General features: G+C 66.2%; 7 protein-coding genes and 2 pseudogenes. 6 read left to right on the plus strand and 3 right to left on the minus strand.

What is annotated here, in order from left to right; genetic code table 11:
* Positions 1-180: 180 nt before the first annotated feature.
* On the minus strand, positions 181-1,641 hold the full coding sequence (locus KIH79_RS09015) for a metallophosphoesterase family protein (RefSeq protein WP_219059085.1): 1,461 nt from the start codon (positions 1,639-1,641) through the stop codon (positions 181-183).
* Positions 1,642-1,923: 282 nt separating this feature from the next.
* Here KIH79_RS09015 and leuA point away from each other — a divergent pair, with 282 nt between their 5' ends.
* A complete protein-coding gene (gene leuA, locus KIH79_RS09020; RefSeq protein WP_219059086.1) occupies positions 1,924-3,837 on the plus strand; it encodes a 2-isopropylmalate synthase in 1,914 nt (637 codons plus the stop codon).
* Positions 3,838-4,008: 171 nt separating this feature from the next.
* Here the strand turns inward: leuA and KIH79_RS09025 are convergent, their stop codons facing one another.
* Positions 4,009-4,815, minus strand: a complete 807-nt coding sequence (locus tag KIH79_RS09025; protein WP_420829373.1) for an IclR family transcriptional regulator — start codon at positions 4,813-4,815, stop codon at positions 4,009-4,011.
* Between the two features lie 314 nt (positions 4,816-5,129).
* On the opposite strand from KIH79_RS09025, the gene leuC reads away from it, so the two are divergent.
* From leuC to KIH79_RS09045, 5 genes and pseudogenes are all read left to right on the plus strand, one after another.
* Positions 5,130-6,533 carry a 3-isopropylmalate dehydratase large subunit gene (leuC, locus tag KIH79_RS09030; protein WP_219059087.1) on the plus strand — a complete coding sequence of 468 codons (1,404 nt, stop codon included), beginning with the start codon at positions 5,130-5,132 and terminating at the stop codon, positions 6,531-6,533.
* A gap of 122 nt (positions 6,534-6,655) precedes the next feature.
* Positions 6,656-7,342 carry a 3-isopropylmalate dehydratase small subunit gene (gene leuD / locus KIH79_RS09035; protein ID WP_219059088.1) on the plus strand — a complete coding sequence of 229 codons (687 nt, stop codon included), beginning with the start codon at positions 6,656-6,658 and terminating at the stop codon, positions 7,340-7,342.
* A gap of 245 nt (positions 7,343-7,587) precedes the next feature.
* Positions 7,588-11,862 carry a DEAD/DEAH box helicase gene (locus KIH79_RS09040; RefSeq protein ID WP_420829371.1) on the plus strand — a complete coding sequence of 1,425 codons (4,275 nt, stop codon included), beginning with the start codon at positions 7,588-7,590 and terminating at the stop codon, positions 11,860-11,862.
* Positions 11,863-12,131: 269 nt separating this feature from the next.
* Positions 12,132-12,269 (plus strand): annotated as a pseudogene (locus KIH79_RS13130) (LacI family DNA-binding transcriptional regulator); the annotation flags it as partial.
* A 57-nt stretch (positions 12,270-12,326) separates the two neighbouring features.
* Positions 12,327-13,223, plus strand: a complete 897-nt coding sequence (locus KIH79_RS09045) for a LacI family DNA-binding transcriptional regulator (RefSeq protein ID WP_338023139.1) — start codon at positions 12,327-12,329, stop codon at positions 13,221-13,223.
* Between the two features lie 326 nt (positions 13,224-13,549).
* Here KIH79_RS09045 and KIH79_RS09050 read toward each other — a convergent pair.
* Positions 13,550-14,051 (minus strand): annotated as a pseudogene (locus KIH79_RS09050) (aminotransferase class I/II-fold pyridoxal phosphate-dependent enzyme); the annotation flags it as partial.

Consider the following 14,051-nt stretch of genomic DNA (forward strand, 5'->3'; position numbering starts at 1 on the left):
GCGGGCGTGTGCCGGTCAGGCGTTGACGACTCTGCGCTGATTGATCAGACATCTGACAACTACTATCGTACCATGACATGCATGGAAGCCGCGCGGCCCGTATTGCCGCGCAGCTTCCATGCCCGGTCGGTCGCCATGATCGTCGCCGGTCGCCGTTTATCGTTGTCTCGTCGGTCGCCGTTACCGTCGGCGCGCCGACGATATGCCGCGACTCTTGCCGGCCCGCAGCGCGGCGCGCACGATCGCCGCGAACGCGGCCGTCGTGCCGATCGCGACGCCGGCGAACACCTGCGGCCGGCGCAGCTCGTTGCGCAGGCTCACTGCGCCGGTCACGCAATGGTCCTCGAAGAACACGCGCAGTTCGTTGCCCGAATAACGGCCGACCAGCTCGCCCCACGTGAGCATGCGCGTCACGTACAGCTGCGGATCGTCCTCGCGGAATTCGAACAGGCGCACGCCGCGGTAGCGCGACTTCGGGCCGTAGCATTCGAAGCCGCAGGTCGGCGCATAGCCGAGATCGATGCCGTCGACGTGCCCGACGAACGAATTCTTGTGGTCGTGGCCGCAGAACAGCGCGAAATAGCCGCCCGCGCGACGCATCGCGTCCACTTCGCCCACGTTCTCGTCCGCGCAGCCGATCGCCTCGCCGAGCCGCGAACCCGGCCGGCACACCTCGTGGTTGAGCACGTAGCAGTGGCCCGCGTAGTTGCGCGCGCCCTCCACCGCGTTCGGCGTCCACGCGGGCACTTCCTTGAGGCAGTCGTAGAACTCCTGCGGCGGGATGTGCTGGAAGGCGATCGTCGGCACCGGCTTGCCGTCGCCGTTGCGCTCCGCCAACTCGCGCTGCACGTCACCCAGCCACGCGACCGCCTCGTCGCTCGGCGTGCCGTAGCCGTCGGAGTCGGCCAGATCGAGCCCGCGCGAATTGGCGACGTAGCGCGGGTACTGCGCGTCGTTTTCCTCCGGCTTGCCCGCGTAGTCGCCGGAGTTGATCAGCGTCACGCTCATCGCGACGCGGCCGGAGCCGTCGGACGATTCGACCGGCAGCGCGAACGTCCCCGGCTCGATGGCGAGCTCGCTCGCGCCCGGCTTCGGGTTCATGCAGCCCGGATACTCGCGGTAGATGTCGTCCTGTTCGTCGGCGAGGATGCCGCACTGGAAGTCGTGGTTGCCGTACGTCGCGGCGAACGGCACGCCGGCCTTGATCGCGGGGGAGAGGAACGCGCTGAACGTGTCGCGCACCTTCTGCCGGGTGTCGTCGAGCAGGTCGTCGAGCGTGACGACGTCCTCGGACGGCGGCAGGTCGGGGTTGCGCCGGGCGGCGATGCGTCGCTTGACGCCCTGCAGCTTCGCCTCGACTTCGGTGACCAGACGCACCTTCGCGCCCGGGTTTTCGCCGCGGCGGCGCAGGAACGTGTCGATGTAGGCGGGGTCGTAGCCGCGGATCTGGTCGCCGGTGAAGACGATGAGGTCCGGATCGGCGGCCTTGATCGCGGCCTCGATCATGCGGATCGTGTCGGGCTTGACGTTCGGGCCGTCCTGGATGTCGGCCATTTGCAGGATGCGGAAGCTGCCGTCGCGGCGGAATCGCAGCGGGGTGTGCGCGGCCGGCGACTGCTGGGTTTTGGGGGAGCGTGTCATGCGTCCCATTGAACCGTGCCGCGGCGGCCTGCGCCGGACGATGCGTGCGATCCGCGCGGAAGCCTCACGTTTGCGTTGCGTTCGGTTCATGTTGCGTATGATTCGCGCCGCCCGCCGATCGCTTCCGTATCCGCCCGTGTTGCTGTCCGTATGCTCCAAATGCCGGAATTACGGCGATTTGCCGGTGTCGGGCCGGTATGATGGAAGGTTGTACATGTTACGTACGCGTAAACGATACGGCCGGGCTGAACCACCGGCGCAATTCCAAGAAAAGGAGGAGTGATGGGTCAGGATCAATCATCGGTATTTGATCTTGCGGCGGTCGCCGCAGCGTCCAACGGAGGGAACAACGACCCGCTGCTGCCTCCGGCGCGATTCATCGGCGACCCGCAGAAGCCGAGCAAGATGCCGTACAACAAGTACGTCGCCTACGACAAGCAGGTGCCGTTCGACTACCCGCAGCGCACGTGGCCGGGCAAGCGTCTCGAGCGCGCCCCGCGCTGGTGCTCGGTTGACCTGCGCGACGGCAACCAGGCGCTCGTTAACCCGATGGACTCCGAGCGCAAGCTGCGCTTCTGGAACCTGCTCGTCTCCATGGGCTTCAAGGAGATCGAAGTCGGCTTCCCGTCCGCGTCCGAAACGGACTTCGACTTCATCCGCATGCTCATCGAACGCGAGCTGATCCCGGACGACGTGACCATCGTCGTGCTCACGCAGTGCCGCGAGCACCTCATCCGCCGCACGTACGAGGCCCTCAAGGGCGCCAAGCGCGCGGTCGTGCACTTCTACAACTCCGTGTCCGTGCTGCAGCGCGAGGTCGTCTTCCGCAAGAACAAGGAAGAGATCAAGCAGCTCGCCATCGACGCGGCCGAACTGTGCAAGCATCTCGAGGGCGAGGCCAAGGGCATCGACCTGTACTACGAGTACAGCCCCGAATCGTTCACCGGCACCGAGCCGGAGTACGCGGTCGAGGTGTGCAACGCGGTGATCGACGTCATCAAGCCGACCCCCGAGCACAAGATGATCATCAACCTGCCGGCGACCGTGGAAATGACCACGCCGAACGTCTTCGCCGACGAGGTCGAGTACGTCTCCAACAACCTCAACGACCGCGATTCGATCGTGCTGTCCCTCCACCCGCACAACGACGAGGGCATGGGCGTGGCCGCCACCGAGCTCGCGGTGCTGGCCGGCGCGGACCGCGTCGAGGGCTGCCTGCTCGGCAACGGCGAGCGCACCGGCAACGTCGACCTCGTCACGCTCGGCCTGAACCTGCTCACGCAGGGCATCGACCCGCAGATCGACTACTCGAACGTGCCGGAGATCCGCAAGACGGTCGAGTACTGCAACCAGATCAAGATCTCCGAGCGTCACCCGTACGCGGGCAACTTCGTGTTCACCGCGTTCTCCGGCTCGCATCAGGACGCCATCAAGAAGGGCCTCGAGGCCCGTCAGGTGGCCGCGGACCGCGCCGGCGCCGATCTCGACAGCTTCGTGTGGCTCGTGCCGTACCTGCCGATCGACCCGAAGGACATCGGCCGCACGTACGAGGCGATCATCCGCGTCAACTCGCAGTCCGGCAAGGGCGGCATGGCCTACCTGCTCAAGACGAACCACAACCTCGACCTGCCGAAGCGCCTGCAGGTGGAGTTCGACAAGATCGTGCAGAAGTACGCGGACGAGACCAAGAAGGAAGTCAAGGACGAGGACATTTGGCGCCTGTTCAAGGACGAGTACCTGCCGGTCGAGGAGTCGGGCGCGACGGCGGCCGGCGCGGTCGTGGGCGATCACCGCGACGAGAGCCTCGAGCAGTGGGGCCGTCTGAAGCTGCTCAAGGTGTCGGTCTCCTCCGGCGAGGACGGTTCGGACACCGTGCTCAAGGCGAAGCTGCTCGACCGCGGCGTGGGCGCGTCCAACGCCGGCGAGCCGGTCGTGCGCGAGCTGAGCGGTATCGGCAACGGCCCGATCGCCGCGTTCATCAACGCGATCTCGAACCTCGGCATCGAAGTGTCGGTGATGGACTACGTCGAGCACACGATGTCCGTCGGCACCGACGCGATGGCCGCCTCGTACGTCGAGGCACAGGTCGGCGAGGACGCGGAGAGCCAGATCATCTGGGGCGTCGGTATCGACTCCTCGATCATCACCAGCTCGCTCAAGGCGATCATTTCCGCCGTCAATAGATCGGAACGCTGACTTCCGTCAGCGTGCTGTGCCCAGCGCGTCGTGACTGACGGCGCTCCGGCTGCGAACAGTCCACTGGATTGTTCGTCGGAACGCTGATCTCATACGCAAGAAGCCCCCTCGATGTGAGGGGGCTTCTTGCGTATTTGCAGTCAACGGGTTATCGCCGGTCCGCGGTGAAGCTCAGCGCCCGGACGATGCCTTGATGAGCGCGTCGGTGAGGTACTTGCCGGCGGCCATCACCAGCGGCGCGTAGCGGCGGCCGGGCGCGTTGCCCATGCGGCCGGACGGGCCGGAAATCGAGATCGCGGCGATCACCTGGCCGGACGCGTTGCGGATCGGCGCGGAGATCGAGCACACGCCCTCCTCGCGTTCGTTCACCGATTCGCTCCAGCCGCGCTTGCGCACGGCCGCCAGCGCGGCGGCGCTGAACTTCGCGTGGCGCAGGCCTTGGTGCATGCGGTCGGAATCCTCCCACGCGAGCAGGATCTGCGCGGCGGAACCGGCCTCCATCGACAGCATCGCGCCGACGGGAATCGAATCGCGCAGGCCGGACGCGCGCTCCACGGCGGCGATGCACACGCGCTGGTCGCCCTGACGGCGGTAGATCTGCGCGGATTCGCCCGTGCGGTCAAGCAGCGTCTGCAGGATCGGGCCGGCCGCGGTGAGCAGTCGGTCCTCGCCGGCGGCGGCCGCGAGCTCGGCGAAGCGCGAGCCGAGCGCGAAGCGGCTGTGCTGGTCGCGCAGCACGAAACGATGACGTTCAAGCGCGATCGCGAGACGGTGCGCGGTCGGGCGCGCCAGTCCGGTCGCGGCGACGAGCTGTCCGAGCGTGGCCGGACCGGACTCGAGCGCGTCGAGGATTTTTACGGTTTTGTCGAGCACGCCGACGCCGGAGTGGATTTCGCCGTCGTTTGCGGGCGCATCGGTCGCGTCGGACGCGTCTGTTGCGTTCGCGTCCGCATCCGTCGTGTCGGCGGCGCCGTCCATGCGATCGTCCGGCTCGTTGGGCTCATGCAATGGCTCGTTCAGCGGCTCGTTCGGCTCGCCGGCCATGGTGCTGTCTGCATTGGAGGAAGTCATAGTGGTCGATTATGCCATCTCACATAGTGAAACGCAAAACGCGTATTCCTCGCTCGTGTTGTAATTCACGTCGTCGATGTGCGGCTCGGGCGCGCCGGTGTCCGTGACGCATCTCATATACCGGCCTTGCCGGTCGTTTCCCCGGGCTCGAACCATAGGCTATATACCACGAAGGACGCGAGAGTACAAGACCTCGCGGAAAAAATTAGGAGGAATTCCGAATGGGAACGACACTGGCCGAGAAGGTCTGGGCCGATCATTTGGTACGCAAGGGCAGCGATGGCGCACCCGATCTGCTGTACATCGACCTGATGCTCATGCACGAGGTCACCAGCCCGCAGGCGTTCGAGGGCCTCCGACTGGCCGGCCGCAAGCCGCGTCACGTGGATCAGCTCATCGCCACCGAGGATCACAACACGCCGACCGTCGACATCGACCGACCGAATCCGGACAAGACGAGCGCGCTGCAGCTGAGCACGCTCGAGAAGAACTGCAAGGAGTTCGGCGTGCGCCTGCACCCGCTGGGCGACGCCGATCAGGGCATCGTGCACGCGTTCGCGCCGATCCTTGGCCTCACGCAGCCGGGCATGACGATCGTGTGCGGCGACTCGCACACCTCGACGCACGGCGCGTTCGGCGCGCTGGCGTTCGGCATCGGCACGTCCGAGGTCGAACATGTGATGGCGACGCAGACGCTGTCGCTCAAGCCGTTCAAGACCATGGCGATCAACGTCAACGGCGAGCTGCCGGCCGACGCGACCGCCAAGGACGTCATTCTCGCGATCATCGCGAAGATCGGCACCGGCGGCGGCCAGGGCCACGTGATCGAGTACCGCGGCGACGCGATCCGCAAGATGAGCATGGACGAGCGCATGACGATCTGCAACATGTCGATCGAGGCCGGCGCTCGCGCCGGCATGATCGCGCCCGACGAGACGACGTTCGAGTACCTCAAGGGCCGTCCGCACGCGCCGGAGGGTGAGATGTGGGACCGCGCGGTCGAGTACTGGAAGACACTCAAGACCGACGACGACGCCGTCTTCGACAAGGTCGTGGACATTGACGCGACCAAGCTCGGACCCTACGTGACGTGGGGCACCAACCCCGGTCAGGGTCTGCCGATCACGGCGAACGTGCCGGTGCCGAGCGAGATCGCGGACGCGACCAAGCGCGCCGCCGCCGAGCGCGCGCTCAAGTACATGGATCTCGAGCCGGGCACGCCGATCAAGAGCATCCCGGTCGACACCGTGTTCATCGGCTCGTGCACGAACGGTCGCATCGACGACCTGCGCGCGGCCGCGGCGATCATGAAGGGCCATCACAAGGCCAAGTCGATCCACCGCGTGCTCGTCGTGCCGGCCTCGTCCCGCGTGCGCCTGCAGGCCGAGAAGGAAGGACTTGACAAGATCTTCAAGGACTTCGGCGCGGAATGGCGCAACGCCGGCTGCTCGATGTGCCTCGGCATGAACCCCGACAAGCTCGTACCCGACGAGCGTTCGATCTCGACGTCGAACCGCAACTTCGAGGGCCGTCAGGGCAAGGGGTCGCGCACGCACCTCGCCTCGCCGCAGGTCGCCGCCGCCACCGCCATCCGCGGCACGATCTCCTCGCCGGCCGACCTGTAACACATCCCATCCCACCTTGGCCCCCTCTGTTGAGGGGGCTGTCACCGACAGGTGACTGGGGGAGAGAAAGAGCAACAAGCTTGTCTGCCCTCGTGACAGAGGGCATCAGAAAGAGAAAACGTATGGAAAAACTCACCACCTTGACCGGCGTGGGCGTGCCGCTGCGCCGCTCCAACGTCGACACTGACCAGATCATTCCGGCCGTGTTCCTGAAGCGCGTCACCAAGACCGGCTTCGACGACGCGCTGTTCTATGCATGGCGCCGCAACCCGGACTTCGTGCTCAACAAGCCCGAATATGCGAAGGGCCAGATTCTCGTCGCCGGGCCGGACTTCGGCATCGGCTCCTCGCGCGAGCACGCCGTGTGGGCGCTGCATGACTACGGTTTCCGCGTGGTCATCGCGCCGCGCTTCGCCGACATCTTCTACGGCAACACCGCGAAGAACGGCGTGCTGGCGGCGATCATGCCGCAGGAGTCCGTCGAGCTGCTGTGGAAGCTGCTCGAGGAGGAGCCGGGCCGCACGATGACCGTCTCGCTCGAGGACCGCACCGTGACCTGCGGCGACGTGACGTTGCCGTTCGAGGTCAACGACTACGTGCGCTGGCGTCTGATGAACGGCTACGACGACATCGACCTGACGCTCCAGCATGAGGACGACATCGCCGCGTACGAGAAGATGCGCGCCGAAAAGTTCCCGTTCAAGCCCAAGACCATCCCGGCCAAGCACTGGCCGGAGGAGCCCATCGCCTCCGCCCGCGAGCCCGAAGACGAGCCGGCTTGGCCGGGTCCGATCGCCGATCGCGACTAGTACGCCAGGTTGATCTGCCTCATTCCTTTTTCTCGGCTCCCCTTGTCAGGGGAGCTGTCACGAAGTGACTGAGGGGTAGTCAGAACCTATTTCATTAAGTCCGGTACAGTGCTGGACGTCTTTTCCTCAAGCCCCCTTTTCAAGAAGGGGGCTTTTGTTTTTGTCCGGTTATGAAAGACAGGTGTTACTGTCGGAAGGCAGTGGCCGACAGCACACGGGACAGAACGGACATGGAAGGGGCCAGTATGGGTTTTGGTTCGCGCAAGGGCAGGCCCTCGTACCGGGACATCGCGAAGTTCCTCGGCCTGTACGGAGACGGCCGCGGCACGGGAGACGTCGACGATGACGACGATGAGTACGGCTACGACGATTACGACGACTACGGCGAGGACGCCGGCGTCACCTACGGCGGTTCGCGCTCCCTCAGCGAAGCCGTCCCGGACAAGACGCTTCGGCATCTCGCCGGCAACGCCTACTGGCGCGCGCAGGACGTCATCGACTCCGGTCGCATGCACGAATGCACGAGCGCCCCGATCGCACAGGGCATCGAACTGGCCGCGCTCGTCGCCAGCACGTACGAGTCGGAGGATGACTACCGCGTCTGGGCCGACATCGACGCGCGCGCCCACGACGTCGTCAAAGCGCACTGCACCTGCCCCGCGTTCGACCGTTCGACCAGCGGATACTGCAAGCACGTCATCGCGCTGATCATGCACTACAACCAGGCCGCATACGAGTTCCGCAACATTCCCGGTTCCGCGGCGGACGAGGTCGAACGCAAGGCGTCGGCGGCCACGTCCCGTCCGCTCGCCCTGTTCATGCGCCAACGCGACGACGCGCTCGCCCAAGCCTCCAAGGATCGTCAGCTCGGCCTGCTCAAGGAAATCAGCAAGATCGCCGACGCCGGCGGCACGGCGGGCGGCAACTCGGCCGGCGCGCAAGCCGTCCGCACCATGCCGCCGAACAGCGTCGGCCTGCGTGTGGGCGTGTCCGCAGCGTACGGCGACGGTTGGGACGTGCGCCTGCGCATCGTCGTGCACGGGACGGGCGTCTCGTACGTGGTCAAGAACATCGCCGGCCTGCTGCAGGCCGTGCGCGGCCGCGAGTTCGTCTCTTACGGCAAGAAGCTGGCGTTCGTGCATACGCGCGAGGCGTTCGACGAACGGTCCCGCCGCGTGCTCGACCTGATCGGCAGGGCGGTGCGCATTCGCGCCAGCGTCGGCGGCGACGATCCGTACCGTTCGTACTATCGCCGCAAATCGGACGATGCCGAACTGCGGCTGTCCGACGACGAGATCGTCGAACTGTTCGATCTGTACGCCGGCGCCGACGACACGATCGACTACGCACCGGATGGACGGTTCATGCTGCCGTCGCTGCCGACCCGCGTCGTCGCCGGGGATCCGGATCCCGGACTGTCCGTCGTGCCGGTGACCGATCGGCCGGTGAACGGACAACGCACGCTGTCCGGCATGCCGGGCGCCGACGAGGCAAACGCCGAACCGAAGATCACCGGATACGCGATCCGCCACACGCAGTGCGTGGAGGCGGTCGTCGCCGGCGAATCGTCGTCGTACATGATCGTGCGGCCGTTGCCGCGATCCGTGATCGAAGCCGACGACGCGACGTTTGCGAACGTGAGCGTCGAGTCGCGCGCGCTCGGCCGGCAGACCGCCATGTTCGCGCGGGAGCACGGTGGCGTGAGCCCGGCTGTCATCTACCGCTGCGGCGACGCGATGGCCGAACGCGGCGAACTGCTGCAACTGCTGTGCGGCAGCAACGACCAGTCGACGATGATGCTCAACGCGGCCGACGCCGACCTGTTCGCGCGCACCGTGCTGCCCGATCTGGTCGCGCCCGAATCCCCGCAGCCCAACGCGGATGGTCTCGCCGACGTCGGGCATACGGCCGAGGATCGGTCAGCCGGTGTGGCTACGCAGGCCGACGGGCGGGTTCCCGAAGATGGGCCCCATGGCGATGGCGGCACCGGTCTCGTTCGTGCCGGCAAGGACCAGCCCGACAGCGATGCAGCCGAGGGGAAAGAAGCCGGTCCGTCCGCGGAACCGGCGCTGTCCGTCGACGTGCCTGACTCGCTGCGTCGGCTCATGCGCGTGCCCTGCCGCATCGCGTTCTACTTCGATCGCGACCAGCATGGCATCTCCTGCGATGCGCGCGCCTACTACGGCACCGACATGTTCCACGTCTTCGACGGCATCGGCCGCACTCCCGCCGACGCGCGGCGCGACAAGGACACGGAACGGCTCGCCGTCGAAGCAGTGCTCCACTACTTCCCGCGCCCGGCAGGCCCCGTCGCGCTGCTGCCCGACGATGACGACGAGGCGATCTATAAGCTGCTCACCGAAGGCCTCACCGTGTTCCGCGGCCTCGGCGACGTGTACGCGACCCCCGCGTTCGACGGCATGACGGCCATGCCGCGGCCCACCATCAGGTTCGGGCTGTCCGTTGCATCCGATCTGGTGCGCATCTCGCCGATCGCCGACGAAATCGACCCGGCCGACGTGCCCGCGCTGCTCGCGGCGTATCGCAGGAAACGTCGGTTCCACCGGCTCGGCAACGGCGCGTTCGTCGACCTGCGCAACGTCGACGCGACCGCCGTCGACGACCTGTCCGCCGATCTCGGCATCAAACCGTCCGATTTCGAGCGGGGCGCGATCGACGTGCCCGCATACGAGGCGTACTATCTCGACCACGAGGTCGACGACGCGGGCAAGGACGACAGTTTCCGCACCTATCTGAACGGCCTGCGCGTGATCGACCCGGCCACATACCGTGTGCCGGATGCGCTCGCGAATGTGCTGCGACCGTATCAGGCCGAGGGATTCCGCTGGCTCAATGCGGTGTGCGACAAGGGATTCGGCGGCATCCTCGCCGACGAGATGGGTCTCGGCAAGTCCGTGCAGCTGCTCTCGTTCCTGCTCGCCCGGCAGGCCGAATCGCGGGTGGCGCATCAGCCGAGCCTGATCGTGTGCCCGGCGTCGCTTGTGTACAACTGGGCGGCCGAAGCGGCCAAATTCGCGCCCGATCTGCGTGTGGAAACCGTCGCCGGCGGCAAGGCGTCCCGACGCGCGCTGCTTGACCGCATTCGGCTCGTACAGGCGCACGACGGGGCAGACGGTGCGGATGCCGCCGATGCGACGACGGGAACGGCCGTGGCCGGTGCGTCCGAGACGACCACACCGGCCACGGACGCGCGCGTTGAGGACGCCACGGCCGACGCGGCGCTTCCGGTGATGCCCGACCTGCTCGTCACGTCATATGATCTGCTGCGGCGCGACATCGAGGACTACGCGGGCATCGACTTTTTCTGCATGGCGCTCGACGAGGCGCAGTACATCAAGAACGCGGCCACCAAGGCGTCCAAGGCCGTGCGGCAGGTCGGCGCGCGGCATCGGTTCGCGCTTACCGGCACGCCGATCGAGAACCGGCTGAGCGAATTGTGGAGCATCTTTGACTTCCTCATGCCCGGCATGCTCGGCAGGTACGCGCACTTCCGCGAACGGTTCGAAATGCCGATCCTGAGCGGCGACGGCCGTGCGCAGGGCAAGCTGCAGGCGTTCGTCGGGCCGTTCATCCTGCGCCGGCTCAAATCGCAGGTGCTCAAGGATCTGCCCGACAAGATCGAGAACGTGATCACCGTCCAACTGGAAGGCGAACAGCGCAAGCTGTACGCCGCGCTCGAGCAGCAGCTGCGCGCGGTCGTGCTCAAACAGAAGCCCGAGGACTTCAACACGGGCAAGATCCAGATCCTCGCGCAGCTGACGCGACTGCGGCAGGTGTGCTGCGATCCGCGGCTCATCTACGAGAACACGGGGGCTTCCGACGACGAGTCTCGTGCGCGCTCCGGCGTCGGGGGTGCCTTGTCCGAGGCTTCCGCTTCCGCGGCCTCTGCGGCGGCCGTGCCGTCGGCGTTGCCTTCGTCGCCCGCGCAGGGCGCCGGACCCGCGCGCAAACCGGGCCGCCCGTCGAAGAAGGTCACGTCGGCCAAGCTCGACGCGATCACCGAACTCGTCGATTCGTGCCGCGACGCAGGCAAGAAGATGCTCATCTTCTCGCAGTTCACCAGCTACCTCGACCTCATCGCCGAACGGCTGCACGCGGCCGGCGTCGAATACGACATGATCACCGGCGCCACGCCCAAGAAGCAACGCGTCGAACTGGTCGACCGGTTCAATCAGGACGACACCCCCGTGTTCCTCATCTCGCTCAAGGCCGGCAACACCGGCCTGAACCTGACCGGCGCGTGCGTGGTCGTGCACGCCGACCCGTGGTGGAACGCGGCCGCGCAGAACCAGGCCACCGACCGCGCGCACCGCATCGGACAGACGCAGGACGTGAACGTGTACCAGATCGTCGCCAAGGACACGATCGAGGAGCGCATCATCAACCTGCAAAAGGCCAAAACCGACTTGGCCAGCCGGTTTGTGGACGCTGCGGCCACCGCGACCGGCTCGTCCGTCGCCTCGCTCACCAAGGAGGATCTGCTCGCCCTGCTCGGCTGAACCCGGTTCAGGATGCCGGTCTGCCGGTCTGCAGGTCTGCCGGTCGGATTTCCGGCGGGGTTTCGGCTGTGGTTCTGGCGAGGTGCGGGCGGTGCGCGGTGAACCGGCCGAGAACGGTGCGATCGTTCGCCGTTGGCCGGGCGGAATGTCGTTGAATCGGCGGTCCGCCGGCCGGGCATGTCCGCATTGTGCGCGTTGACACGAGCATTGACACGATTTAACCAATCGGGCATGTAAAGTAGTGCCTATCGCAAGCTCGTTGTCGGAAGGATGTTATGGTCACAATGAGCGACGTCGCCAAGGCGGCGGGTGTTTCCAGAGCGACGGTCTCCTACGCGCTGCGCGGCGATCCGCGCATCGCCGCGGCCACGGCGGAGAAAATCCGTCAGGCCGCGCAAAAACTCCATTACAACGCGAACATATCGGCACGGTCCCTGCGCTCCGGACGCAGCGGCATCATCGGCGTGGCGATCTACGAACTCGATCGCCCGTATCCTTCCGAAATGAGTGCGGCCGTGTCGCGCGAAATCGCGCGTCGCGGCTACCAGCCGATCGTGCAGCAGACGTCCGGCTCCAAGGACGACGAGATCATGATCCTGCAGAAGGTCACCAGCCAGCTGTGCGACGGCATGATCTTCAGCCCCGGGCAGGTCTCCGACGAGGAACTGCGCGCGCTCTCGCACGGCAAGCCGATGGTGCTGCTCGACGACATTTCCCCCGACCCGGTCTTCGATTCGGTGAACACCGCCTGCGAGGACGGTTCCGCCGCGGCCGTGCACCATCTGATCGACATTGGTTGCAAGCACATTGTGGTGGTCGGTCCGTCCTACGACATGCTGCTTGACGACAAGATGGCCTCCAGTGTGGTCGGCCGGCGCATGACCGGTTGCCTGCGCGCATTCGAGGAGGCAGGCGTCGACGTGAGCTCGCGCAACTTCCTGCCGCTGCGGCACTGGGATCCGATCCCCTCGCGCGAGGCCGCCTACCGCTTGCTCGACTCCGACGACTACCGCGACGCGGACGGCGTGTTCTGCTTGACCGACACCATCGCGATCAGCTTCATGCGTGGCCTTGCCGACCGCGGCGTGCGCGTGCCCGACGACATCGCGCTCGTCGGCTTCGATGGCGTCACCGAAAGCGAATACGCGGTCCCGTCGCTGACCACCATTCGCACCGACCTTGACGATCTGGCCCGCAAGGCGATCGATCTGCTGCTTGACCGCGTCAACGCGAACGTCGGCGGCACCGGCTCCGACCCGTCGGCCGATACCGCCTCCGACGGTGATCTTGCCTTCCCCGACTCCCCGCAGCGGCTCACAGCCGCATGGGAGCTCGTCGAGCGCGAATCCACCCGTCGTTAGTGGCTTCGGGTATGTACCGACATTCGCGGGCATTTGCGTGACATTGACGCCAGTCCGCTCAGGATACTGGCACCAATGCCGCGCAAAACAGGCGATTGGCGTGACATTGACGCCAGTTTGTCGGGACTGCTGGTACCGATGTCACGCAAAACGGGTGATTGCCGTGACATCGGCACCAGCAACCCGAACCTTATAGCGCCAATGTCCCGCGCATAGAGGGAGCGGGCACGCGGCCAATGTCACGCGGCGTCGCGCATATCGGCCCGGGTCAGTCCGCCGTCCATCGCGGTCGCAACCATCGCGGCCGGGTCCGTCGCGTCCGCCGGCAGCAGGCCGTCCGCCACGAGCGCGTCGCGCATCTGGTCGAGGCAGCGTTCGAGCAGCGGATACGGCATGGCGAAATTCATGCGCACGCAGCCCGCACCCACGGTGCCGCACTCGCGTCCGTCGGTCAGCGCCACGCCCGCATGCTCAAGGAAGTACGCGGGCGGGTCCGCGATGCCGAGACCGTTGAAATCAAGCCATGCGATGTACGTGCCCTGCGGCTTGACGTACCCGACCCCGGGGAAGTCCCGGCGCATGCGCTCGTCGACCAGCGCCGCGTTGCGCGTGACGTACTTGAGCACTTCGTCGAACCACAGTCCGCCCTCCTCGTAGGCGGCCGTGGACGCGATCGCGCCGATCGTGGCGGTCTGATGCTCCGACCACTCGCAGCGGTCCTCCCACATGCGAACGTCGTCGGGGTTCGTCAGAATCACCTGCGCGCACTTCGTGCCCGGAATATTGAACGACTTCGACGCGGACGTGGCGGTGAACGCCTGTCGCGCG

The sequence above is a fragment of the Bifidobacterium miconis genome, from assembly GCF_019331735.1.
GTDB classification, from domain to species: Bacteria; Actinomycetota; Actinomycetes; order Actinomycetales; family Bifidobacteriaceae; genus Bifidobacterium; species Bifidobacterium miconis.

Excerpts from the sequence above, each read along its gene's own strand:
- KIH79_RS09040 (WP_420829371.1), top strand. The coding sequence starts at position 7,588 with ATGGGTTTTGGTTCGCGCAAGGGCAGGCCCTCGTACCGGGACATCGCG.
- KIH79_RS09015 (WP_219059085.1), bottom strand. The coding sequence starts at position 1,641 with ATGACACGCTCCCCCAAAACCCAGCAGTCGCCGGCCGCGCACACCCCG.
- leuA (WP_219059086.1), top strand. The coding sequence starts at position 1,924 with ATGGGTCAGGATCAATCATCGGTATTTGATCTTGCGGCGGTCGCCGCA.
- leuD (WP_219059088.1), top strand. The coding sequence starts at position 6,656 with ATGGAAAAACTCACCACCTTGACCGGCGTGGGCGTGCCGCTGCGCCGC.
- KIH79_RS09025 (WP_420829373.1), bottom strand. The coding sequence starts at position 4,815 with ATGGACGGCGCCGCCGACACGACGGATGCGGACGCGAACGCAACAGAC.
- leuC (WP_219059087.1), top strand. The coding sequence starts at position 5,130 with ATGGGAACGACACTGGCCGAGAAGGTCTGGGCCGATCATTTGGTACGC.